Source organism: Nonomuraea gerenzanensis (assembly GCF_020215645.1).
GTDB classification, from domain to species: Bacteria; Actinomycetota; Actinomycetes; order Streptosporangiales; family Streptosporangiaceae; genus Nonomuraea; species Nonomuraea gerenzanensis.
Genome location: NZ_CP084058.1, coordinates 11,452,453 through 11,476,483, shown reverse-complemented (window position 1 = coordinate 11,476,483; position 24,031 = coordinate 11,452,453). Strand labels below are relative to the sequence as shown.

Below are 24,031 nucleotides of genomic sequence, written 5' to 3'. Positions count from 1 at the left end.
GAGGACTTGTGACTTCGACGGTCACGCATCCAGCGCTCGAAGCGATTCGCGGCCGGCTCGTGGTCTCCTGCCAGGCCTATCCCGGCGAACCCATGCGCGATCCCGACACGATGTGCCGCATGGCCCAGGCGGTCGCGGCGGGCGGGGCCGCGGGCATCCGCGCCCAGGGACTGGAGGATCTGCGGCGCATCCGGGCGGCACTGGACCTGCCGCTCATCGGCCTGTGGAAGGACGGCGACGGCGACGTCTTCATCACGCCCACCCTCGGCCACGCCCTCGCGGTCGCCGCCACGGGGGCCGACATCGTGGCCCTGGACGGCACGCGCCGCCCGCGTCCCGACGGCCGGACGCTCGCCCGGACGATCAAGGCGGTGCACAAGCGCACCGGTCGGCTGGTCATGGCGGACGTCTCCACCCGCGAGGAAGGGCTGGCCGCCGCCGAGGCGGGCGCGGACGTGATCGGCACGACCCTGGCCGGCTACACCCCGTACTCCCGCCGGGCAGGGGGCACCTCGTCAGAGGTTTCCCAGGCCCCTCCCGGTCCTGACCTCGACCTGGTCGCGGAACTCGCCGGCGAGCTGCCCGTCCCGCTGATCGCCGAGGGGCGCTACCACACGCCGGAACAGGCGGCCGAGGCGGTCAGGCTCGGCGCGCACGCCGTCGTCGTCGGCACCGCCATCACCCACCCGGCCACCATCACGCGCTGGTTCGCGACGGCGGTCACGAGGCGCGGCTGACGTCGCACGCCGTCATCGCCGATTCAGGACTGCGCCCGCAGCACGACGGCACATGTGCTAGATTGGGCTCAGTTGCAGTTGTGGTACCCATAAAGACTTGTGTGCACCTGACGGTATGTAGCCTCAGGTGCATTTTTTGTTCTCCGGTCATCTCCGGGTGTGTGGTCCTATCGCGGCGACGCGGAATCCGTTCGGATGCGGATTCCGGCTTTGCACCCATCAAAGGAGATCAACATGGCTTCTGGCACCGTGAAGTGGTTCAACGCGGAAAAGGGCTTCGGCTTCATCGAGCAGGACGGCGGCGGCGCCGACGTCTTCGCGCACTACTCCAACATCGTCGCCAACGGCGGCTACCGTGAGCTGCGCGAGGGCCAGAAGGTGGCCTTCGACGTCACGCAGGGCCAGAAGGGCCCGCAGGCCGAGAACATCGTTCCCGCCTGACACCGCGCACCACGTAGCCGGGGCTCGCGCCGCAGGGCGCGGTCCCCGGCGCGTTGCTTTTGTGGCATCCATCGTGCCGTGACGACCTCACCCCCCGAGAAGCGCAGCGTGTCTGTTCTTCCGCCGCACGCCGGATGCACCACCGATGGCTCCGGTTCGGGCATAGGCCCGCTCCAGTTCTACGGCGCGGCATCACAGCCGCGTTCTTCCCGGCGAAAGCCGACCATTTCGACGTACGGACCCAGGCTGTTCCCGCCGGTCCGACTCGTCTTTCTGAGGCTCGTGCCAGCTGTTCTTGGGCCGCTCATCGCGTCGAGGATCGCCTGACACGTGCCGCATCGAGGAAGGTTCTGCATGAACCACGCAACTCGCGCTCACGATCGCAATTCTTCGCCCCGTACGGGCGGCTCCGCCCGAAGCAGGGGCGGCCGATCCAGCTCTCCGGCTCAGGGCCGTTCAGGCGCCTCCAACCGGTCCGGCAACGGGCGGCGTCCGGCCGCGCTCCAGAGAGAGTTCGCGCTGCCGGTCACCGCAACCCCGGCGCTGCCGGCAGCCGCGACATTCGCTGAGCTGAGCATGCCGCCCGCAGTGCTGAAGGTGCTCACCGGCCTGGGCTTGAACGAACCGTTCCCGATCCAGGCGGCCACGCTGCCCAACTCCCTGGCCGGCCGGGACGTCCTGGGGCGGGGGCGCACCGGGTCGGGCAAGACGCTCGCCTTCGGCCTGGCCCTGCTCGTGCGCACCTCCGGACAGCGGGCACAATCGCGGCGCCCGCTCGCCCTGATCCTCGTCCCCACGAGGGAACTGGCCCAGCAGGTCACCGATGCGCTCACGCCGTACGCCCAAGCACTGAAGCTGCGGCTGGCCACGGTCGTCGGCGGCATGTCGATCAGCCGCCAGGCCCATGCGCTGCGCACCGGTGCCGAGGTCGTCATCGCGACCCCGGGACGGCTCAGGGATCTCATCCAGCGCGGCGACTGCTGCCTGGACCAGGTCGGCATCACCGTGCTGGATGAGGCCGACCAGATGGCTGACATGGGCTTCATGCCGCAGATCACCCACCTGCTCGACCAGGTGCGCCCAGATGGCCAGCGCATGCTGTTCTCCGCCACTTTGGACCGCAACGTCGATCTGCTGGTCCGCCGCTATCTGAACGACCCGGTGGTCCATTCGGTCGACCCCTCGGCGGGCGCGGTCACCACGATGGAGCACCACGTGCTGCACGTCCAGGGGGCCGACAAACAGGCCACCACTGTGGAGATCGCTGCTCGCGACGGCCGGGTGATCATGTTCCTGGACACCAAGCACGCTGTGGACCGGCTCACCGAACAGTTGCTGAACAGCGGAGTGCGCGCCGCCGCGCTGCACGGAGGCAAGTCCCAGCCCCAGCGCACCCGCACCCTCGCCCAGTTCAAGAGCGGCCACGTCACGGCGCTGGTGGCGACCAACGTCGCGGCCCGCGGCATCCACGTCGACAACCTCGACCTCGTCGTCAACGTCGACCCGCCGAACGACCACAAGGACTACCTGCACCGCGGTGGCCGCACCGCCCGCGCCGGCGAGTCCGGCAGCGTCGTCACGCTGGTGCTGCCCAACCAGCGCCGTGACATGACCCGCTTGATGGCCGACGCCGGTATCGTCCCGCAGACCAGCGAGGTCCGTTCGGGCGAGGCCGAGCTGAGGCGGATCACGGGCGCCCAGACTCCCTCAGGCATCCCCGTGACCGTCACCGCACCGGTTGCCAGTCGTCGGTCGGGACGGAACGGCAGACGATTCCGGTAGCAGCGGATGGGGCTCGCCCAAGGCCAGGTGGGCTGCCGGCCCAGCGAGATACATGGTGTCTCTCGGCCTTGAGCCAGTCGCCCATCGCGCCGGGCGCCGCAGACGACAGCAGATCCTGGCTCTGCTTCACCAAGGTCTCAACCGCCCCTGACCAGCCCGGGACATCGCCCCTCACGTCCGCGATGTCATCCTCAACCCGCTCGATGACCGACGCCGGTATCGTCCCGCAGACCAGCGAGGTCCGTCCGGGCGAGGCCGAGCTGAGGCCCACGGCAGCTGGTGCTCCACCGTCCAGGTGACGGATGCGTCCGGACGGCGGCAGCGACTGCGCCACAGCGGCTGCCCCACGGCCGGGGCAGCGCGGCAGGCCACCCACGATCTCGCTCAGTCGCTCGAGGGAGCGCCGGATGACCGGCTGTTCGCGCTGTGGTGGCTGATCGCTCCGCGCGATCTGCGGCGCGCCGAGGTAGCCGGCCTGCGCTGGATCGACCACGACACCGACCGGCGCGAACTCACCATCACCTGCCAGCTCGTCCACACCGACCACCGCCTGTCCCATGCCCGCCGAAGAGCGTCTCCCGCTGGAGAATCGGCGGTCCGGTGACAGCAGGGTCACGCTCGCCTGCTCAGCTGCCGATGTTGCGGATGAGCGAGCCCGATGGTCACTGATCCCCGCTCTCTGGCGGCGTTGCGGCTCCGTGTCCCGCTCGTCCCCGGGGGAGGCGGTCGCGGTCTGGTCGTGGCAGCTGGGCGCGTCGGCGACCACGGGGGCAGGCATCTCCATGATCTGCTGCTGGCGCCGCGGGCGGCGGCCGCATCGTCACCGCCTCGCATGAGAGCTCAGAACTGGCACCCTCTGCCGCAGCACTCCGAGCGCTACATAACGTATAAGGATAATTACAGAGAGCTAGTGAGGCGGGTGGGTGGAGACCCGGCCACCGCGTGATCACGGAGGAGCCATGACGCTCAGCTACGCCGACTTCAAGCAACAGCTCAAGGACGAGGGCGACCCGCCGGCCGACCACGTCGTCACCCAGCTCCTGGACGCGGGCCAGGTCAACACCGTCAACGAGGTCTTCCGGCAGATCAGCGCCGCCGACTCCGACATCCCCACGAGCGCGCCCGCCGTGCTGCGCGACTACATGGAATCCACCCGGCAGTACCCCTCCTGGGTCACCCCCGGCGAGCTGACCCGCACCGCGGTGTTCTTCCAGCGCTATCAGGGCGAGGCCTCGACCCTGCAGGCCACCGCGGGCCTGGTCGGCACCTACCTGGCGCCGATGGGGGCCAAGACCCTGGACTCCACCCACGTGCTGCGCCAGCCGCACCGCCGCCTGTCACAGTCGACCCGGTTGTTCGTCGGCATGGGCAACGAGGACGCCTTCACCGCGCACTCCAAGCTGGTGCCCACCTGCCAGAAGGTGCGGCTCATCCACGCCGCCATCCGCCAGCTCCATTTGCGCTCCGGCCAGTGGGACCAGGCCCGCGACGGCATGCCCGTCTCCCAGCTCTACACCGCCGGCGCCGCCCTGGTCTTCTCCATCGGCATCCTGGACGCGATGGGCAACCTCGGCTACAAGGTCAAGACCGACGACGCCGAAGGCTTCTACTACGCCTGGCGCATCGTCGCGCACTTCCTCGGCGTGCCCGACCGTATCCTGCCCGAAGGGTATGAGCAGGGGCGCCGGCTGTGGCACGAGGCCCGCCCGCACGAGTGGGCCTCCAGCCCCGAAGGCATCAACCTCACCCGCGAATGCATCGACCTCTATCAGAAGTATGTGGGGGTGCCCGGTGCCGTGGCCGCGTTCCTGCGCCTGGCCCTCGGCGACACCTACGCGGACATGATGAAGATCCCCAGGAACGCCGTCCTGGACTCCGTCGCCCAGCTCGGCGGCCTGTTCAACAAGGTCGTCTCCGCCACCCCGCTGTATGAGACCCCGCCGGTCAAGAAGGTGTTCGGTGAGCTGAGCAACGCCGTGCAGGAGGTCTCCATCAAGGCCTTCACCCACGGTCAGGAGACCGAGCCGCAGATGGCCGACCGCATCGTCGCACGATGACCCTGAACTCCATCAGGTAGGAACACTCGGTTGCCGCGGCGCGGCCCGTCAGCGGCGCCGCAGCACCCGTTCCGCAGCACCCGTTCCGCAGCACCCGTTCCGCAGCACCCGTTCCGCAACTCCCGCCCCGCTGGAGCGAGAACCTACGGGGTGTGTCTTCGCGACTGCCTGGCAACGAGCGCGCGGCCAACGGGCCCTGGCGGGCTTGCCCATGGCCCGCCACGGACCCTCACGGGCGGCGATGGGCGACCAGTCAGCAAACCCTGGAAACAGCTTGGCGCGGACCGCGCGTAGCCGTCGCTGCTGCGGAAACGGCTCACACCGAACACTCACAGTGACCGCGACACGGTCTGCTCGCCGGCGGAAAGGAACCACAGCCATGCATCTGCACTTCATCGGGACCGGATCGATCCTCAGCGCTCACATGAGCGCATCCGTACTGATCGACAACAAGCTCCTCATCGACACCCCCAACGGCGCCATGAAGGCCATGTGGCGCGACAACCTCGACCCGACCACCGTCGACCTCTGCCTCATCACCCACTTCCACGCCGACCACTTCTTCGACATCGTCTTCCTCTTCCTGGAGCAGGGCCTGCGCAAGCCCCGCGACAGCGACCTGATCCTCATCGGCCTCACCGGCTTCGAGCAGCGCGTGGAGCAGCTGTTCGAGCTGGCCTACCCGGGCGCCTGGCCGGGCATGAAGGCCAAGACCCGCGCCCGCTTCGTCGAGTTCGACGAAAGCGGCGGCGAATGGTCCGGCAACGGCTACACCATCCGCGCCACGGCCACCCAGCACAGCGTCCCCTCCCTCGGCTACCTGATCACCGACCAGGCCGGCACCCGCCTCGGCTACACCGGCGACACCGTCTACTGCCCCGCTGTGGAAGACCTCGCCCGCGACAGCTCCGCACTCGTCCTCGACACCACCTTCCACCACAGCAGGACCGGCCACATGGGCCTGGACGACGTCGAAGCGCTCGCCGACCGCTGGCCCGCCCTGCCACTCCTGACCACCCACCGAGACGACGACGTCACCACCTCCACCCGCTCCACCGTCCTGTTCCCCGCCGACGGAGACACCTTCCACCTCAACCCAGACGGACTCGCCACCGACCAGCACGACCAGGACACCAGCCACCCCACCTCCCCTGCGAAAGACCTGCTCGGCAGCGGCAAGGCCACACTCGACACCGTGGCCGGCACCTCCTGAACACAGCCGCCCAGGGCATGGATGCCGGCCGGCACGGGAGGCCGACCAGCAGCAAGGTGCGGCCCGGCCTGGTCCGGGATGGAGCCGGGAATCCGTCATCGCGCTGTCGGATCAGCAGGAACGGCTGGGGGATCGGGGCACGTCGCTGGCCGCGCCATCGTGCCAGCCCCAGCCGTCATTGCGTTCACATGCCCGAGGCCGGCGCGCCCGAGTGCCGCTCGTCCTGACGCGAAGCTCCTGGTTTCCAGGCTGCGCAGGTGAAGCCCTGCACCAGCACGCACGCATCGGCACGCAGGTGTCGGCGGTCGTCTGCTCAAGGACGTCGGGTCCGAGAGACGGGCGGACCGGGCGCGCCACATGGCTGGCGCGGTCTGTGGCCCGCGATGGTGTTCCATCGGGCCGCGGTGGTAGCGGCCGGCAAGCCGAGGAGGACGGCCAGGATCTTTCAGCGCACGTGCGTGGCCATCGACAGGCGGGCGCCGTTGCGCGCATGGGGCGGGGCGAAGCCACAGGGGGCACGGCTCAGCCGCAGGCCCACGATCACAGAGTTGTGGGCCTGCGGCTGGCAAACGAGCTCATACGGGATCCGGAAACGCCGGGCATGTGCCGAAACCGTGCCGAAGAGCAACCGGCGAGCAACCAACGGTGCGCCTCGGCCGCGCGGGAGGCCGCTCACAATCGAGAAAACGCAGGTCAGATAGGGTGTGGTGGTAGGGCGCCCGGGGCTCGAACCCGGAACCTACGGATTAAAAGTCGCAGTTCTCCATGCCACCCAGTACCGAATGGTGACTTATTCTGTCGCGATGTCATGCGTTGTCCGCGCTGGAAATGCCGTATCACGTGCCGACGAGCATCCGATGAGCAACCACGGGGCGGATGGCATCCCTTGACCGTTCGTTCCTTTGCGTTCGACTGGCTAACTAATTGACGATGCCTTCATTCGTTCTGCGGCTACATGACGAGCCCGGGGCGGCTCGCCCACGGTGTGGTAGCCCTGTGCGACCGTGGAGATCATCGCGAATCGTCAGCCTGGCGGCGCGTGAATGGGCAGCTTGCGACGTGCCGCACGGGCCGGGCGTGAGCCGTCAGGAGGTGGGCCGGATGCAGGAGTGCTGCGCCTCAAACCAGTCGGTGGCGATGTCGGTTCCTGTGAAGCGCCCGATCAGGGCCAAGGCAGAGCTAACACTCTCCTCCCGGTCGACGCGATCGTCGAAGACATCTTCCGCGCTGATCTGGAAGCGCAGCCCATCCATCAGATGATCGAGTGCGTACGGCTCGCCGCCGAAGCGTAACTCCGGCTGAGAAGGGCTGAATGAGGTCACCAGGCGCCCGCCGCGGGCGTAATGGAGGTAGTCCCGGTTGCTGATGTCCATGCTGAGGCCGAAGGCCTCGCGACCGCCTGCGGTGATGGACAGCAGGTGGTCGCGGTCGGCGGATGCGGGCACGATGCCTACCCAGTCCCCGACTTCGGCGACCAAGCGGGATCCATCGTCGATGTTCCGGTCGAGAATGTCACTCAAATGGCACGGGGTGCGGGTGGAGAGGTCCAGTTGGTAGATCGGGGCGAGGGTGTCGAGGTCCGTGCCCTTGATCCAGACGGCGCTGAATCCCAGTGCCCACAGGTCCATGTCGCCGTCGAGCCCTTCGGTGAAGAGGGTCGAGGCCAGAAGGTCGTACAAGTAGGTCGGTGACTGCATGGCCGTCCCTCGAAGGCGGGGGCATCCCGCGAGGGCCCCCTCGCAGAGAATTTTACGCCGTCGTGGGCCAGAACCGCAGCTTCAGCAGGGTGAAGCTGACGATGTCCGGCGTGAACTCGTCGTGCCCGAGGGATTTCCGGTGGACTGCGACATTCCAAATTGCGCCCCTACGGCCAAGGTCGAATGCTGCGCCGTATGACGTTCCACCGGAATAGCCACTAACGGCAACGACCCTTCCTGAGGTCAGGAGCACACTTCCGGTCCAGGTCCTGTCCCAGGAGGTGAGCAGGGGAGGCGACCCATCCCAGAGCTCGTATTTGAGGAGGCATCGCTCACTGTCGTCCTCGTTGATGGATATCCCGTTATCGACGGTGGCGATCCACTCTTCTGCGTCGGCATGGATGTCCGCGAGCACCCATTCCATGTCGGGGTCCACAACCCCTTCTAGATACTTCTGGATCTCGCGTTGATCAAGCATTTCGCTGATAATTCGCGCCATGGAACGTCCTGACATTCGGCTCTGTATCGCGTGCGTGTGGAGCCGGGCTGTCCGTCTGGTGCGGCGGTGCAGACCACCTGGGTGGTGAAGCCGTCGGGCTGGGCCAGCACCACCAGGTCCGCCCCCGGCGCGACGGCGTCGGGGTAGGTGACCGCATTGCCGGAGACCTTGGGTTCGGGAAGCGCTCGGATTACGCCAGACCGATCGTGCCGCGTTCCCGGCCGCGGACACCAGGTGCTTGGCGCCACGCCCACCGAAGGTCAGCGGGGACTTAACCCGGGCGGCCTGCAGCTTGCCGTCGCGGGTGACGATACGCGGGTCGATGGGTTCCCAGGCGCCGCTGGCCGAGTTCTTGAGCTGGACGGGCCGGGTATGCAGTTCGGCTCGCAGGTTCTTGCCGTCGGGTCGGCATAAACCTTCATGGTCTCGGTGAACTTGGCCGGTACTTCAACGGGTTTGCCGGACTTGGAGGCCGACTCCCAGGCGGTCTTGAGCGTCGGGTCCGGGGCGGCGGCTGATGTGGATGTTGCGGAGACCGGGGTGGGGGAGGGTGTGAGGCTCTGGGCGATCGCTGGCGCGCTCGTGAGGGAGAGCGGCAGCATCAGAGCGGCGATCAGGGCAGCGTGGCGGCGCGTCCGGCCGGATAGGCAGGACGCTAATCGGCGAGTGTTCACATGCAACCTTTCGAACAAAGGTGCCAAAACTCACTGATCATCACATAAGAAGCAAATAAAAGTAAAGATCGTTTTCAGTAACGGGAACGGTGCCGTCCGCGAGGTACGCCGCGGTACATCTCGCAGGGATCTGGGGGCCACCCTGCGCTTGATGTGGGTCAATCCAAGGGCGATCCCCTGCGGCTGCCGCCCAATCTTCCCCTTGCCGAGGGAGTCAAGGTCATCTGGCCACGTGATCGACGCGCCGATCAGGTGGCTAATGGATCTCCCTGATCTTCAGTGGATGGAGGTGCTGTTGTTGCCGTCGCCTCACGTGATCCAAGGAAGGGAGTGAGCGGAGATGACATGCACTCAAGATCATCACGTGGTGTATCGGCGTTGTGGCTGTGCTGACGCCGTGACAGGCAAGCGGCTGGGAAACCGCTGCGCCCGGCTGGCGAATCCCGTCCATGGCAGCTGGTACTTCGCCGTCCAGGTGACGGACATGGCCGGGCGGCGGCAGCGACTGCGCCGTGGCGGCTTCCCCACGGCCGACGCTGCGCGGCAGGCCGCGTGCGATCTCGCTGTGTCGCTGGAGGCGGCGCCTGTGACCGAGTGTTGCACAGTCGCCCAGTGGCTGCACTACTGGTTGTCGGTGGTCGAGCAGCGGATCCGGCCGACCACCTACAAGGCCTACCGCGATCACATCCGGCTGTTCCTGATCCCGCATCTCGGCCCGATCCCGCTACGCCGGCTGTCGAGACGGCACGTCGTCAAGATGTTCACCACGGTGGCCAGCCGCCGCACCCGCTACGGCAAGCCGATCAGCGCGGCCACTCTGGAAAGAATCCGGGCGACACTACGGGCCGCGCTGAACGAAGCCGTCCGAGAAGACCTGATCCGCGACGATCCGGCACGTGGACTGCGGCTACCGTCGTCGCGCCACGTCCACCCAGTAGTGTGGACACCACGTCGCGCTGCCGCGTGGAGACGCACCGGTCATCGCCCCGCCGTGGCGGTGTGGACGGTCGAGCAGCTGACCGAGTTTCTCGCCTTCGTCCGTGACGATCGGCTGTTCGCGCTGTGGTGGCTGATCGCCCTGTGCGGGCTGCGGCGCGCCGAGGTGGCCGGCCTGCGCTGGATCGACCTCGACACCGACCAGCGCGAACTCACCATCTCCTGCCAGCTCGTCCACACCGACCATGGCCTGCTTCCGTGCCCGCCGAAGAGCGCCTCCAGCCAGCGCGGCATTGCTCTGGACCTCGACACCCTCCGGCTGCTGCACCGCCACGAACGAGCCCAGCGCGATGAAATGAGCACCGCTTGGTCGCCGTCAACCCCGATGTTCACCCGCGAGAACGGCGAGGCGATCGATCCCGACTACCTCAGCTACCGCCTCCACAAACTGGTCCTGGCCAGCGGACTTCCCCCGGTACGGCTGCACGACCTGAGGCACGGAGCCGCGACGCTGGCCCTGGCGGCAGGAGCCGGACCTGCGCGTGGTGCAAGGACTACTCGGACATGCCAGCATCGTGCTCACCGCCGACACGTACACGTCGGTGCTGCCGCAGCTGTATCACGAGAGCGCCCGGGCCACCGCCCGGCTGGTTCTCAAAGCCGCTCGCAAGACCGCACGCAAGGTCAGCAACGCCCGCCCTGGTACGTGACTCACATGTGTCCCACCGTGACTCACGATCAGACGACTCGACTACAGAATCTCGGGGAACCGCAGGTGAGAGTGGTAGGGCGCCCGGGCTCGAACCCGGAACCTACGGATTAAAGTCGCAGTTCTCAATGCCGCTCACTATCGAATCGTGCCCGATTGTGGCGCGGTGTCATGTGTTGTCTCTTCTTGGAATGTCCAAGAATGTCGTCCAGTGTCGTGCCGTATCAGGTGCCGACGAGCATCCAATGAGCAACCATGGGGCGGATGGGCATCCCTTGACCCTACGCATTGTCCATGCGTTGGCCGGCCGGAACACATGATTCATCCGTGGTCTCGGTGGCTCGGATCGCTAACTCGCAGACCTGGAAATTGCCGGTTACTCGGCTGTGAGGCCCGCGTCGTTGAGCCGTTTGATGAGGCTGGGTTTGCCCTGGTGTCGTTCCCGGAGGTGGGTGAGGCGCTGGGTAAAGGTGGGGGTGTGCTCGTCGCGGATGGCCAGGGCGTGCAGGTCGCGGAGGAGTTCGACGGCCTGGTCGTATTCGCGGGGCTTCTTGGTGTCGATGGAGGCTTCCACCACGTCCCACGCGGCGTCGAGGTTCTGGGCGAGCCGGTTCAGGCGCAGTTCCCTGGCCTGCCGCTGCTCTTGCTCCCTGCGGGCCTGTGCTTCGGCGCGCCGGGCCGCCTCCTGCTGCTCGCGACTGTGACGGCGGGCGGCGGCGGCGTCCAGCAACTCGGCGACCGTCCGCCCCGTCTCCACCTCCTGGCCGGTGATGCCACCGCCGAACTCGCGCAGCAGTTCCCACCGAACCTTCGCGCCGTCTTCCTCCATCACCCGCAACAGCAACGCGTCCTTGCGCTTGGCGGGCAGAGCGCCGATCCAGGCGGCCAGGGGCTTTCGATCGTGCTGTACGGGTTGCACTGGAGCGCTGGCCTCGGCGGCTGCCGCGAGCAGGTCGTCGTCCAGGCGCAGGAAGTCGGCCAGGGCCCGTTGTGGTGCGCTGAGCGAGCCTAATCCGGGTGGGATGGGCGGCTCGAGTTCGTCCTCCTCCTCGTAGTCGAAGGCGTCCTCGTCGCGCTCCCAGGTCCCGTATGCCGACAGCCAGGCCAGATAGAGCGGCCGCAGGTCACCGGCGGCCAGTTCGGCGCGGATGCCGACGATCGCCGACAGAGAGCGTTCGACGTCGTCTTCCCAGGACTCCTCCTCCGCCTCGCTGGTGAAGTCGAGGACGAGGTGGCCGCCGCTGGTCCAGGAGCTGACCTGCTCGCCGACGCGGTAGCGTTCGGCCTGCTTGGGGTCGAGCACGGCCTTGGGCAGGCGCAGCATGATCCGGTGGGTGCCCCAGTTGGCCAGGTACAGGTGTGCGTCGTAGTAACGCTCCATCATGCGGGACGGGTCACCGTGGAAGTCGCCCCAGTGGTACTCGTTGGTGAAACTGGTTGCGGTGATGTGGGCCCGGGTGGACAGGGCGCGGACCTCGGCCTGCTGCTGGTCGGTGAGTGGCCGGTCGATGGCCAGGAACTCGTAGTACTGGTACTCGCTCACGCTCTCACCCAATCCAGCGTGCGAACGCGCCGGTCCACTCGGCTCCGGCTGGTGACGGGTCGGGCAGCAGCAGGTCGAGGATGCCGATCGCCGGTTGGATCGTCAGGGGGCCGAGTCACAGGAGCGCACGATACTCCTGCGGGAACCCCTGTGATCACCTTGGCAAGGGACTGCTGGACCGTCAAGGCTGTGCGGGGGTGATGTCGGTGTGCGGGAAGTCCTCGCCTTTGAAGAGCAGGGGCTGGTCGAGGTCTTTGGCGAGCGCGTAGGCGAAGCAGTCGCCCATGTTGAGCTTGGCCTTGGAATTGTTGCCTTTGCCGTAGGTTTGGTACGCCCGGCGCGCGATCCTGGCCTGATGAGGCGTTACCGGCTCGATGATGAGGCCCATCTCATCAACGAGCGTGTCGAAGGCGTTGCGCATGGCCTCACCACGGTTGTCCGCCACGATGGCCGCTTCGACGTAGTTGACGGCCGAGATGCGACACACGTTTGCGGCGATGGTGTGAGCGAATGGAATGGCCTCTGGCTCACCGTTGATGACCGCAATGATGGCGCTGGAGTCGATGATCACGCGGGAAGACCGGTGTCCGGGTCGTACAGATCTTCCACGGACAGTCGGTCTCGACCGAGGTGGGTCCGCATGCCGGCGGCAACGCTCAGAATGCGTTCGGCCCTGCCGGCGGCTTCGGAGCGGCGTTCCAGCGCATCCAGGCGGCGTTTGAGCACTTGAGCGGCGTGCTGGGTCTCCTCGGCCAGCCGGATGACCCGGCGGGCGAGGTCATGGATGGGCTCGTGTTCGAGGTCCACGCTCACCGTCGCTCGACTCCCTCCGTCGCGGTGCCTGAGTTGCACCTCCAGCGTAACTGGTGGCCGAGCTTCACTCTGGCCGATGGCCGGCATCCTCCTGCGGTTTCCGCAGAGTCAGGGATTCTCCCCGGGCGTAATATCGGCGGCGGCATGCCAGGCTTCCCAGATCTCAGGGCGGAGTCTGCCGCAGTCGGCGACCGGGAGTCCATGTTCACGAGCCCACGCGCGCACCTGCGATGCGGTCGGCTGCTGGTCGCTTGGACGTGTGATCTCTGCTGGTGTCTTTGGCGAGGAAGGGCGCGGGGGAGCGTCGGTGGCTGGTGGGTGCTCATTTGAGCCGGACGTTGTGGTGGTGAAGCCAAGGCGGGTGAGGGTGCGGCGCCGCTTGCCGTACATGCGTTCCAACTGTGGGACTTGTGCGTCCAGATAGTCGTGGACTTCGACGCCGTGCTTGGTGGCGGCTTCTCGCATGATCCGGCCGACATGCTGGATCACCTTGCCTTTGAACGAGATCGGCATCGCGAGGAACAGGGCGTCCAGTCGCGGCAGATCGAATCCTTCGCCTGCGACCTTGTCGATGGCCAAGAGCACCAGCGGGCCTGTCCCGGCATCGGCAAGGCGGGTGCGGACGCGGTCGCGTTCTGCGGTGCTGAGCTGCCCGTGAAGGAGTGTCACGGTCATGCCCTTGTCCTCCAGGGCCGCAGCCAAGCGTTCGAGGTGTTCCATTCGGTTGGTCAACAGGAGGCTGTTCCTGCCTCGGCTCGCCGCGTCCGCGACGTCAGCGGCGATCTGGGCGGTCCGGGTCTCGTCTGCGGCCAGTTCGCCATAGATCGCTTGGAAGGAGATGCCGTCGTTTCCGATCTCCTCGGTGCTGAAGCCGGTCGCGTGCACAATGAGCCGCTGGGCGAAAGACACCTCAGAGGTGATCTCATGCCGAATCGGTCCGCACTGCATGGTGATGAGCGCGTCCATCTGGTCGGCCCGGTACGGCGTCGCCGAGAGCCCGATCCAGCGCTTCACGGCCACCTGACGGATGGCGGCCTCGGCGGCCGGAGCACCGACCGCGTGACATTCGTCGACGATGACCATGCCGTACGCGTCCAGTAGCGATGGGTCGGCGTCGCGGTGGGCAACGGACTGCAGCATGATGACATCGACGACTCCGTGCCGCTTGTCCTTGCCCCTGCCCTTGGCACCCACCTGCGCTCCGTCAAGATCGAGGAACATCGTCAGCCGGTCTCTCCATTGGTCGAGCAGTTCGGCGCGGTTCACGATGATCGCAGTTGGTACTTGGTGCCGGGCGATCAGTGCGCAGGCCATCACGGTCTCGCCCGCGCCGGGTGGCGCCATCAGGACTCCCGTGAGGTGCTTGGCCATCGCGGTGACCGCCTCGGTCTGTACATTCGTCAGCTCACCAGTGAAACGCACCGCGATGGGGTCATGGTCCGGCACCGTGGTGGTGATCTCGATGGCGCCGCCCGCTGCCCCGATCAGATGTTCCGCTTGCTCCGCCAGCCCTCGTGGGAGTCGTAGCCAGTCGGGGTCGCTGTCGTCGAAGCAGCGTACGAAGCGCGGAGTGGCGAAGGTGGAGTACCGCATCGACTGCCGCCGGTAGAACTCTGGGTTGTGAAAGGCGGCCAGGTGTTTGAGAGCGGCGATCAGTGGCGCGGGCAGGCTGTCGGTCGAAATCGCCAGCATGGCGCCGAGCCGTGCGTGCACCTGTTGAGGAGCGACACCCAGCGCTTCCCTATGCGGTTTGGCCGGTAGCCTGCCCGACGTCGACGGTCCGGCGTCGATCTGGCCGAACCGCTTCACCAGTGCATCCACCTCGACCGGGCGTAGCCGGCGCACACCGGACAGGAACGCGAACTGGTCCTCATAAGGCTGCCAGTTTCGTGGGTCGCAGAACAGCGTTGTGCCCTGCTCCCGACTGCTGCCATGCAACGGCAGCGCGATCAGATTCCCGAACCGGAACCGGGCCGCCGCCTTGACCGGAAGCGAATCCTGCGCGGGAAACAGCCGGTCATAGCTGGCCAGCGACATCGTGCCTCGCCGGTCGATCGCCTCACGCAACAGTCCCATGCCGATGGTACGTGCCGACGCGGCCAGGACGGGCTCGGTGAAGAACATCCACACGTGGGCACCGGCTCCCGACCGGGAAATCTCCGCCGCCGTAGGGATGCCCACCCGCGTACAGGCTTCCGCGTAGGCGGTGGCGTCGCCCTGCCAGCCCGCGCCGTCGAAATCGCACGCCAGCAACTGGCAGGTGTCGTCGGGCAGCATCGGATACAGCCCAACATGGGAGTCGCGCCCGTCGGTGGTTCGGCTCAGGTGCGCGATGAGAACCTCGTCCGTCAGCGGCAGGAACTCCCGCTCGGCGTCGTCCCGTTTACGCCAGAACTCCTTCTCCGCAGGGCCCACCCGTGCCGTCCGGACTTGCGGCTGAAGAAGCGGGTCGCATACACATCGCGGCGGCCGACGAACAACGCCTTGAACAAGGCGAGCTTCGCAGACGGAGGCGACGACACGTCCGCATATGGCAAGCCGTCCTGCGGCGGGTTGACGCAGGCAGCGGAGGTCTGATCAGGATCGGCGGCGTCGTGCTCGCGCGAAGCCGAGACTCGCTGACGGAGAAGATGCTTGAGCCGGTCGTTCTCCTCACGCAACTCTGCGATCTCGACCAAGGCGGCGTCCAACCGCATTCGTAGCTCGACCGGGTCGTCCCATTCGGCCCACAAATCCACGGATCTATCCTGCGCGATTTCCGCCAGGCGACCAAGCAGACACGAATCGTAACCTACGGCGAGGTTTCCCCATCGTGTCCTGGATCGCTGAACAGGAATGCTGCTGCCTTGATGACGGGATGGACGGAGTTGAGGATGAGCGTTCGTTGGGCGGGGGTGTGCTGACCGGAGTATCCCGCGGTTGTCTGGTAGGACTTGTGTCCGGCGATGAGTTGCATGACTCCTGGTGCGACGCCGCCGTCGCGGAGCATAGTGATCATGGTGTGTCGAAGTGCGTGTGGGGTGATGTGCTTGGCCAGGCCGCGTTGGTGAGCGCGTTCGAGGGCGGGCTGCAGCACGTTGTTGCGCTGGTTGGCGTAATCGATGTAGCCGCCTCCGCGTCCCTGAAAGAGGGGCTGGCCAGGATCCCGACCGTTTGCGCGGCGCGCCAGGAGCGTCGCCAGTTCGTGGCAGATGGGCACGTCGCGCTGCTTCTTACCCTTCGGGTAGAGCCTGAGCTGCCATCGCCGGCGGCCGGTCGTCTCGTCGAGTAGATAGGCGTACGTCTGAACTACATGGATCACGCAGCCGACCGGATCCAGGCCGGACACGTGGAGCCCGGCGATCTCACCCCACCGCAGGCCGGTGGCCATCTCGGTCACAATGAACAAGGCAGTGTCCGGGTCGATGTCGTGGACCGCTTGGAGGTAGGTGTCGACCTCGGGGCCGTACAGGATGGCGCGGGCGGTCACCGGGCCGGTCGGCAGGCGGAAACCGTCACAGGGAGATGAGCTGAGAAACGGTGGCTCGCCGTTCTCACCCTGCTGCATGGCCGCCTTGAAGACCGGCTTGATCGCTCCCCGATAAACCTTCGCCGCCGTGGCCGGGGAGAGCGTCGCGGGGGCCGGTGGTGCGGGTCGGGGGGAGCCTGCGTCCCGCCACTGCCGCAGTACGCCGGGCGGCACGCGTCCGGTCTTCTTGACCGCGACGTCGTTGGTTCGTGCCCATCGTCGTGCCGCCTGCTCATCCGACATGCGAGGGGCGGGCTGGTGTTCGTTGCGTGCGGATGGTTTGGCGAGCATCCATTCCGCCCATTCGCGCAGCACCCGACGGGTGACCCGATCCAGGGGCAGGTGGCCGAAGAAGGGGAAGACATGCCGTTCGGCCTCGGTCAGGTAGACGAAGCGCTGAGTGGGGGCGGCCCCGAGCCGGGTGGCGTAGTCGTGGCGCGCGTACTGCTCGAAGGTCGGCATGTCGGCGTCAAGTGTGCCGTCGAAGTGTGGGTCCTCGACGCCATGGCAGCCTTTGGGGTAGCCGTGCGGACGATTCTCGCCGCTGAGCTCGACCAAGGTCGCGAAATCTTCGGCGATCGGCCGCTCGTAGCAGGTCTCGAAGTCTTCCTTTCCGCCTCTTCCCCCACCTGTACGCCACTTCACCAGCCACGATCTCGCGCCGTTCTTGGCCATGCGTTCGATGATTCGCGCCACAACTCCCCCTGACGGTCCAGGGACGCATGGTGAAGGAAGCAGCTGGCACAGACGGTCACGACTCGCATCAACGAACGGACTTTTCACCGTTGCGTGGTGAGATGCGGGAACATCGGGGGAACATGATCTTCTAGGCGGTCTCGCCGGCGTCGTGTCACCGCCTCGAAGAAAGCGCTTTCGACCTGCACTTATGGAGTGGTAGGGCGCCCGGGGCTCGAACCCGGAACCTACGGATTAAAAGTCCGCAGCTCTGCCAATTGAGCTAACGCCCCTCGCACGAGCAAGGGTACAGAGATTACCGCCCTGCCCGCGACGCCTCCATCACCGGTAAGCCGCCATCCCCGTCAACGCCTCACCCAGCACCAGCGTATGAATCTCCTGCGTCCCCTCGTACGAGCTGGAAACACCTACACGATAGCTGACAAGATCCGACGCATGGAACAGCCTCCCCTGCTCACGCAGCTCCTGCACGGCGAGCACCTCGGCCCGATCGACCGGATCGTCTACCTCGGCGACCTCCGCGCCTCCATCCGGGAGTTCTACAACACGCTGGGAGCCACCCTGCAAGCGGCTGTGGCGGTCGTCGCTGAGACGGACCTTGAGGAGGCTGCCAAAGCCTTCGGCGTAGCTCCCGCAGCCCTCGTAGCGATGGCCCAGAGCCCCGACTTCCCAGACGTGGCACTCCTGCGAAGCGGCCTCCAGGCCGTGCGCCGCCTGCCTGACCTATCGGTGGAATCCATCTGCGATGTCAGCGACGCCTTGACCATCGACGGCGCAACACTCACCGAGGCCCGTGTGATCGCACGCCTGTTGTGCCAGGTTGCCGACCAAACCCCCCTTGACGGTCCGATCTGGGCGGACGCACAAGCCAAGGACCGCGTCAGATTCGCGCAGGCGGTTACCTACGCCAAGTCTCTTTTGGCCTCTGATTGACGGTTAGAGAACAGGCTTCCCATTGATCCACCTTTGCCCTACCGTGAGCAGCTTGCACAGCGGTAACAGGGGGTCTCCTCGGGGTGGACATCGACAAGCACAAGCGTGCCCTACACCACGTTATGCAACAGTTGGGCTACCAGACGTCGGACGAGATCACAGTGGACGACCTTGCCCGACTCATCAAGTTCAGCAAGGCCCGGCGGCAATGGCTCGCAGATGAACATGACATATGGGAAGAAATAGAGCACTTCGGGATCCTGGCGCTTCGTGAGAAGTACAACGTCACCGGCATCCGGCTCACGAGCCTGCTGAAGGAAGCATCGGAAACGCTGGAGGAGGCACACGGCCGCCGCTTCCAGCTCTCACCCAGTGGCATCAAGCGAGCCATCGGCCCGCAACTCGAAGCGGTTGACGCATACATGGAGTCAGGAGACACCGGCACTCTCCCCTCCGTGCCCGCGCTCCATCTCGTCACAAGCGAGCTACACCAGCAAGAAAGAAAGGCTGCGGAGGCTCCGACTCCGGAGGAACGGCAGCGGGCGAGCCGCTTGGCGGCCTTCTGGCGTGATGTGCGACGAGTCTTGTTCGGGAAGCACAAGAACGTCGCGGGCCTGGTGGCCCTCCCTCTCCTAGGCATGAAGAAGCTGTTCGGCGTGGTCGGCCCTGCGGGTTCTGGTGCGGCCCCCGTCGCGGGCGGGGCTGTAGTCCTTTCCAAGGTGACCATCGCGGGCGTCACACTGGCCGAGGTCACAACTGGCGGCTTCGCTCTGACCACGGCTGGAACGGCAGCGGTAGCTATCACCGCAGTAGCCGTGCCCGTCACGATCACCACCACGACAACGCCCAGCGTCCCCGCCTCGATGCCAGTGGCGGAGGCAACCCCTGAGGCCACGGCTGAAGACAACCCTCCGACGCCGGAATCAGACATTACTCTTCTGCCGGAGCCGACTCCCACGGCGACGCCATCAACTAGCGCAATGGCTTCACAGCACTATGAAGTGTCACCTACTGCGGAGTCGGTGACGATTCCGACGTCTCGGGCCACGACAAGTAAGGGGATCTCTACCCCCACTCCCACCGCGCCGGCCACTCCCACTCCCACTCCCACTGTCATGCCAAGCAGCACCTCACCGAGCGCGTCACCGACGCCTGTGGCTCCGCCTTCAGACACGCCGCTGCCGACAAGTGCAGTGCCCACAGCGACTCCTACTAGCTCCCCTTCAGTAAGCCCGACAGCGAGTAGTGATTCCACTCCGACTCCGCTGCCTATCGACACCTCATCTGTCGTAGAGACTTCTACTCCTTCACCCACGGTGAGTCCCGCGCCACCGGAGACTCCCACAGTCAGTCCCACGGGATCGCCGGTACCCAGTCTTGGGACATCCGAAAGTGCGCTGCCGATCCTGGAGACTTCTGTAGGCAAGCATGCCGTTGTCATTCCGTATGCCGTGGGCTACGATCCGCTACAAGTAGGTCGGTACAACTCATTCATCTCGATTCGATGATTGATGTTTAAACTTACATATGTGATGACCTGCAGTTTTGGCGTTGTTGCAACCTGCAACACGGGCCACGGGCAAGTATCTTTACAAGTAGTTCGGCCTGCGCCAGGATCTTTTTCGGCCACGCGATAACCCGTCGCTTATGGTCATCGCGCACACAGAGCGCACCACCACTCTCAGTAACCCTGAGTAGTGGATTGACAAGTTTATGCAACATGGTAGGGTCGCCGCCAGACAGTGAGGACTAGAGATGTTCCGAGCCCGGAGGCTTCCCCGCCATGGCACGACCGCTATCCATCGACGAGCAGGAAGTAAGACGCCTGCACGAACTCAATATGAGCTCACCCGAGATAGCCAAGGAACTGGGGGTGCATAGGACTACCGTGACGAGGGCGCTTGATCGGCTCGGCCTGCTGGAGAAGAACGTCTCCACGCTTGACCGTTTGCCCCCGCACTGGCCCAAGATCCTGCCGAAGCACCTTGAGGCCAAGCCGCTGCAGTACATCCGTGCACTGGTTCGGTTGATCGAGACGGAGGGCGAGGGGGCAACCGAGAAGGTCAACGCCGCGGGTCGTTGGGCGAACCTCATCGTGAGTGAGTCGAAGGACATCGACTATGACCCCAAGTATCGAGGCAAGCAGGTGTGTGAGGAAGGCGGGTTCAAGCTGATCGACGAGCCGGCGGAAGGCGGCTGGCTGCGACAGTTGCTCACCGATGCCCTGGCGGCCCGGGAGCGCCGCATGGAGGAGTAGCGAGAACCCGTCTGGTCGTATAGGGAGTCCAACGGGGGACTCCCGGCTGTAAGGAGTGATAGTTGACCCCCCTTAGCCCCACGTGGTCCGCGATCGAACTCTTTGGATCACTCTACGTGCTCATTGATTTGCAAGGAGTGAAGCTCATGAGGGTGGAATACCAGGACTGGGAGATATACGTGCTGCGGATTGCCCCTCAGGGTCACTCCGAGTCCGTGCTTGCTGAGGCGCTGAAGGCGCTGCCGCCCACGAGCAGACCCCGCGCCGTCAGCAGCGAGACAGAACGCTACTACGGCCCATTTCCCGCCGCTGTGACTCGCAAGGAGGAGGCCCGTCTTGCACAGGTCAGCTAGCCAGCTACTCGAGTACTCCCGCTGTGGACTCGCCTACAAGCTCAAGCGAGTAGACCAAGTGGATCAGCTTCCCGCCGCATGGACCTTCCAAGGAACAGCGGTCCATAAGGCAGTCGAAGCGTGGGAGCGCTCCAAGCGAACCATGCCGGTTCTCGGCGCACTCCAGGTCTTCACCGCGACATGGGATCAGTTGATAGCCAAGGCGCAAGAAGAGCAGCCCAACTTGAACCAGTGGCTGCGGGGCGGACGGAAGTCCACGACCACAGACATCGAGGACCGCTACAGGACAGGCCGATCACAAGTCGTCGGATACATCGAATACGCCAAGCAGGATCACCTCAAGCCCCTCACACTGCCCGACGGCGAACCGGCGGTAGAGGTCGGCGTGGAGACCGAGATCGGCGGCGTACGGGTCCTCGGCTACATCGACCTCGTCCTTGAGGACTTCGAGGGCACACCCTTCGTGCGCGACCTGAAGACCGGAACCAAGACCCCTCACCTGCCCGTACAGCTCAAGGTGTACCAGCGCGGCCTAAGAGACGTCCTCGGCGTTGAGGCCGACTGGGGCGACTACTACATGGCCAAGGACGGGCAACCAACTGATCCGATCGACCTCGGCAGCTTCTCTGAGCCCCTCCTCGAACGCTGGTTCACCGACATGGACCAGGCGGAACGAGCCGGGATCTACATGCCCAACCCCAGCTCGGACAACTGCTGGAGCTGCCCCGTGAAGCACCACTGCCCCGTCTACCGGAGCAACTAGCACGACTGACGCCCGACTGCGGTCGGGTAAAAAAATCAGGGTTTTGCAACTTGGTAGGAACCTGCTATGGTCCGAGTCACACCGAGAGGGAGCCGCAAAGCTCCAGTACCGGCCACGTGCACGCGCCCCGCCTAGCGGGATTGAGAACTGAATAGTGGACAGCCAAGAAACTAAGTAAGAGGTGTTGGTGTACCTCATCACCAGAGCCCGAGCCAGGGCGAAGAACGCCGGGAAACCACTCCCCGTCGTCTTCAAGACCCTGGCTCTCGTCGGGGCACAATTCAGGCGAAGCCAACTGGTCCTAGTGGCCGGCGCACCCGGCGGAGGCAAGTCCGCCTTGGTGGCCACTCTCCTGCTCAAGTCCGGCGCCCGCGGCATGTACTTCAGCGCGGACTCCGACGAGAGCGAGCAGTACTCCCGAGCAGTCAGCATCCTCACTGGCACTCCGCTGGCAGAGGTGCTCGAAGCCATGGAGAAGGGAGAGACGGCCGACTACGACAAGCTGCTGAACGAGCGGCTTGACATGGTGCGGATGGACTTCAACGCCGCCCCGACACTCGACGATATCGACAACAACGTACGGGCCTACGCCTATCTCTACGGGCGGTGGCCCGAAGTCATCGTGGTCGACAACTTGAGAGACGTGGTCTACGACGAAGTCGCAGAGACACACGTCGCGCAAGAAAACGTCCTCGGCTGGTTGAAAGACCTCGCGCGGCAGACGCAGGCCTGCGTCATCGTCCTTCACCACGTCACGGGTGAGTGGGAAGACGGAACAAGACCGATCCCACTCAGCGGTCTACGTGGCAAGGTCGGCAAGATCCCTCAGATGTGCCTCACCCTCTTCACCGAAGAGGACGAGTTCGGAGGGCAAGGCCTAGGCATCGCCATCGTCAAGAACCGTGGCGGCCGAGCAAGCAGCGCAGCGAAATTCACCGTCGTCTTGGACTGCGACCTGTCAACGATGACCATCCAAGACCAAGACCGGGACACGGGCCTCGAGCTGGAGCCCGGGTTCCGCCGACTGATGGAGGAGTTCACGTGACCAACCTCGATCTCAGTTCGTGGGAGCGCTGGCGTGCGGGAGGAAAGAAACCTCCGAACGGCTGGACAGCGGCGTTCCTAGATCACTGGATCCTGGGCAAGGCGATAGACGCCTACTGGAGCAACAGGCTGACGGCTGGTTGAGCGAGATAGCGCGCCGCAACCGAGCGAACAAGCGACGCGGCTACCGCTGGGAATCCGACAACTGCCGGTACATGAACGAAGCAGGCTTCGTCTGGGGCCGCAACGGACAACGGCACGGAGGCAAGGACCAGGCCGACATCGACACAGGCCCCGTCCCCCTTGCCGTGCAGTGCAAGGACGTTGCACGCATCTCCATCTGGCAGGTTGCAGAAGACGCAGCGGAGCAAGCGGCTAACAAGAGCGTCGACGAGTGGGTGATCTCGCTGAAGAGGCGAGGGAGGCCCACGGGCGACGGACTCGCCATCGTGCCTCTCTGGTTCTTCCGGAGGATGGCGGCGGCTTACTACAAGGACTTCCTTGATGGATCTCCCGCTGACCCCGGTGCTTGAGCACTACGGGATATTTTTTGAGCCGATTATGCAACATGGTAGATGGACGACGATCCTGTGCCCCGTGCACGAGGAGGACCGACCGTCCGCCAGGACCAACGGCTACGGCCTCATGTGCCACGCATGCGGCTTCAAAGGAGACGCAATTGCCCTAGCAAGAAGAAAGGAGGACCTTGACTACGCTGGTGCCCTCAGATTCCTTGAGGGCGTTTATGGAAGAAGCCTCGATCAGGTACAACGCGAGCATCAAGGCATCGCCCGCAGAGAAGTACCTCACCGAAGAACGAGGACTCACAGACGCAACCATCGAACGACATCACCTCGGGTACGTCGAAGACCCCTTTCCGGGACATGAGATGTACCACGGGTGTCTCGCCATCCCCTACCTAACCCCAGATGGTTCCGTCACCAGCATCAGATTCCGGCGGCTAGATGGCGAAGGATCAAAATACCTGACAGTCGCCGGCGACATGACCCGCCTCTACAACACTGCCGCCCTCACACTGCCGTACAGCAAGGTGTGTGTGACTGAGGGCGAGATAGACGCCATGACGGCGCAGCAATGCGGACTGCCCGCCGTGGGCGTGCCGGGTGCCAACTCATGGCAGCCCGTTTGGCATCTGCTCTTCAAGCAGTACGACACCGTTTTCGTCTTGATCGACGACGACAAAGCCGGTCATGAGTTCGGCCAGGCGGTCGCGCGAAGCCTCGACACCGCGCGCATAGTGCCGATGACTGGCGGAGACGTCAACTCGTTCGTGCTCGAACACGGGCCCCAAGCCCTGAAGGGAAAGATCAATGGCCGTGGTCTACCCGGAGATGGAGAGAACACCTGAAGACGAC

Annotated in this window: 22 protein-coding genes, 1 tRNA gene and 1 pseudogene; 15 read left to right on the top strand and 9 right to left on the bottom strand. The window is 65.3% G+C overall.

The genetic code is table 11. The annotated features are described in order from the left end of the window. Positions 1-8 precede the first annotated feature (8 nt). From LCN96_RS53525 to LCN96_RS53500, 6 genes are all read left to right on the top strand, one after another. Positions 9-737: an N-acetylmannosamine-6-phosphate 2-epimerase gene (locus LCN96_RS53525; RefSeq protein ID WP_225270050.1), complete on the top strand. Its 729-nt coding sequence runs from the start codon at positions 9-11 to the stop codon at positions 735-737. Between the two features lie 234 nt (positions 738-971). Next, entirely contained in the window at positions 972-1,178 is a 207-nt protein-coding gene (locus LCN96_RS53520; protein WP_020545593.1) for a cold-shock protein, read from the top strand. A 354-nt stretch (positions 1,179-1,532) separates the two neighbouring features. Next, positions 1,533-2,960 (top strand): DEAD/DEAH box helicase, encoded by a 1,428-nt coding sequence (locus LCN96_RS53515; protein ID WP_311132149.1) that lies wholly within the window; start codon positions 1,533-1,535, stop codon positions 2,958-2,960. A gap of 295 nt (positions 2,961-3,255) precedes the next feature. Beyond that, positions 3,256-3,564: a site-specific integrase gene (locus LCN96_RS53510; RefSeq protein ID WP_225270049.1), complete on the top strand. Its 309-nt coding sequence runs from the start codon at positions 3,256-3,258 to the stop codon at positions 3,562-3,564. A 355-nt stretch (positions 3,565-3,919) separates the two neighbouring features. Next, positions 3,920-5,017 carry an oxygenase MpaB family protein gene (locus tag LCN96_RS53505; RefSeq protein WP_225270048.1) on the top strand — a complete coding sequence of 366 codons (1,098 nt, stop codon included), beginning with the start codon at positions 3,920-3,922 and terminating at the stop codon, positions 5,015-5,017. 424 nt (positions 5,018-5,441) lie between these two features. Continuing rightward, a complete protein-coding gene (locus LCN96_RS53500; protein ID WP_225270047.1) occupies positions 5,442-6,230 on the top strand; it encodes an MBL fold metallo-hydrolase in 789 nt (262 codons plus the stop codon). A gap of 1,085 nt (positions 6,231-7,315) precedes the next feature. On the opposite strand, the gene LCN96_RS53495 is transcribed toward LCN96_RS53500, so the two are convergent. Together LCN96_RS53495 and LCN96_RS53490 are read right to left on the bottom strand one after the other, a co-directional pair. Continuing rightward, on the bottom strand, positions 7,316-7,927 hold the full coding sequence (locus LCN96_RS53495; protein ID WP_225270046.1) for a DUF6461 domain-containing protein: 612 nt from the start codon (positions 7,925-7,927) through the stop codon (positions 7,316-7,318). A 52-nt stretch (positions 7,928-7,979) separates the two neighbouring features. After that, positions 7,980-8,426: a hypothetical protein gene (locus LCN96_RS53490; RefSeq protein WP_225270045.1), complete on the bottom strand. Its 447-nt coding sequence runs from the start codon at positions 8,424-8,426 to the stop codon at positions 7,980-7,982. Positions 8,427-9,497: 1,071 nt separating this feature from the next. Here LCN96_RS53490 and LCN96_RS53485 point away from each other — a divergent pair. Continuing rightward, positions 9,498-10,859 carry a site-specific integrase gene (locus tag LCN96_RS53485; RefSeq protein WP_225270044.1) on the top strand — a complete coding sequence of 454 codons (1,362 nt, stop codon included), beginning with the start codon at positions 9,498-9,500 and terminating at the stop codon, positions 10,857-10,859. Between the two features lie 262 nt (positions 10,860-11,121). Here the strand turns inward: LCN96_RS53485 and LCN96_RS53480 are convergent, their stop codons facing one another. The 7 genes from LCN96_RS53480 to LCN96_RS53450 form a co-directional block, all read right to left on the bottom strand. Further along, positions 11,122-12,288, bottom strand: a complete 1,167-nt coding sequence (locus LCN96_RS53480) for a hypothetical protein (RefSeq protein ID WP_225270043.1) — start codon at positions 12,286-12,288, stop codon at positions 11,122-11,124. 181 nt (positions 12,289-12,469) lie between these two features. Next, positions 12,470-12,859 carry a type II toxin-antitoxin system VapC family toxin gene (locus tag LCN96_RS53475; protein ID WP_020547379.1) on the bottom strand — a complete coding sequence of 130 codons (390 nt, stop codon included), beginning with the start codon at positions 12,857-12,859 and terminating at the stop codon, positions 12,470-12,472. Then, positions 12,856-13,101: a hypothetical protein gene (locus tag LCN96_RS53470; protein ID WP_225270042.1), complete on the bottom strand. Its 246-nt coding sequence runs from the start codon at positions 13,099-13,101 to the stop codon at positions 12,856-12,858. Before LCN96_RS53470 ends, LCN96_RS53475 begins: the two co-directional genes overlap by 4 nt. A 108-nt stretch (positions 13,102-13,209) precedes the next feature. Beyond that, the gene (locus tag LCN96_RS53465) at positions 13,210-15,516 is read right to left on the bottom strand and encodes a TOTE conflict system archaeo-eukaryotic primase domain-containing protein (RefSeq protein WP_225270041.1); all 2,307 of its coding nucleotides are present in this window, start codon (positions 15,514-15,516) and stop codon (positions 13,210-13,212) included. Next, the gene (locus LCN96_RS53460) at positions 15,450-15,839 is read right to left on the bottom strand and encodes a hypothetical protein (RefSeq protein ID WP_225270040.1); all 390 of its coding nucleotides are present in this window, start codon (positions 15,837-15,839) and stop codon (positions 15,450-15,452) included. Before LCN96_RS53460 ends, LCN96_RS53465 begins: the two co-directional genes overlap by 67 nt. Before the next feature lie 53 nt (positions 15,840-15,892). Continuing rightward, positions 15,893-17,284, bottom strand: coding sequence for a tyrosine-type recombinase/integrase (locus tag LCN96_RS53455; protein WP_225270039.1), 1,392 nt, complete (start codon positions 17,282-17,284; stop codon positions 15,893-15,895). A gap of 217 nt (positions 17,285-17,501) precedes the next feature. Continuing rightward, positions 17,502-17,577: transfer RNA gene (locus LCN96_RS53450), tRNA-Lys, on the bottom strand. Positions 17,578-17,740: 163 nt separating this feature from the next. Between LCN96_RS53450 and LCN96_RS53445 the strand changes: the two genes are divergently transcribed. The 8 genes and pseudogenes from LCN96_RS53445 (at position 17,741) to LCN96_RS53410 (ending at position 24,024) form a co-directional block, all read left to right on the top strand. Further along, entirely contained in the window at positions 17,741-18,238 is a 498-nt protein-coding gene (locus LCN96_RS53445) for a hypothetical protein (protein ID WP_225270038.1), read from the top strand. 1,783 nt (positions 18,239-20,021) lie between these two features. Next, positions 20,022-20,495: a hypothetical protein gene (locus tag LCN96_RS53440; protein ID WP_225270037.1), complete on the top strand. Its 474-nt coding sequence runs from the start codon at positions 20,022-20,024 to the stop codon at positions 20,493-20,495. A 336-nt stretch (positions 20,496-20,831) separates the two neighbouring features. Continuing rightward, complete coding sequence (locus tag LCN96_RS53435; RefSeq protein ID WP_225270036.1) at positions 20,832-21,611, top strand: RecB family exonuclease; 780 nt, start codon at positions 20,832-20,834, stop codon at positions 21,609-21,611. Positions 21,612-21,798: 187 nt separating this feature from the next. Next, entirely contained in the window at positions 21,799-22,656 is an 858-nt protein-coding gene (locus LCN96_RS53430) for a DnaB-like helicase C-terminal domain-containing protein (protein ID WP_225270035.1), read from the top strand. Next, a complete protein-coding gene (locus tag LCN96_RS53425) occupies positions 22,653-22,799 on the top strand; it encodes a hypothetical protein (RefSeq protein WP_225270034.1) in 147 nt (48 codons plus the stop codon). Before LCN96_RS53430 ends, LCN96_RS53425 begins: the two co-directional genes overlap by 4 nt. Next, positions 22,796-23,188: a hypothetical protein gene (locus tag LCN96_RS53420; RefSeq protein ID WP_225276296.1), complete on the top strand. Its 393-nt coding sequence runs from the start codon at positions 22,796-22,798 to the stop codon at positions 23,186-23,188. The genes LCN96_RS53425 and LCN96_RS53420 overlap by 4 nt, the downstream gene beginning before the upstream one ends. Continuing rightward, positions 23,160-23,348, top strand: a pseudogene (locus tag LCN96_RS57615) (hypothetical protein); the annotation flags it as partial. The gene LCN96_RS53420 and the pseudogene LCN96_RS57615, both read left to right, overlap by 29 nt. Before the next feature lie 13 nt (positions 23,349-23,361). Continuing rightward, positions 23,362-24,024: a toprim domain-containing protein gene (locus tag LCN96_RS53410; RefSeq protein ID WP_225270033.1), complete on the top strand. Its 663-nt coding sequence runs from the start codon at positions 23,362-23,364 to the stop codon at positions 24,022-24,024. Positions 24,025-24,031: the final 7 nt, after the last annotated feature.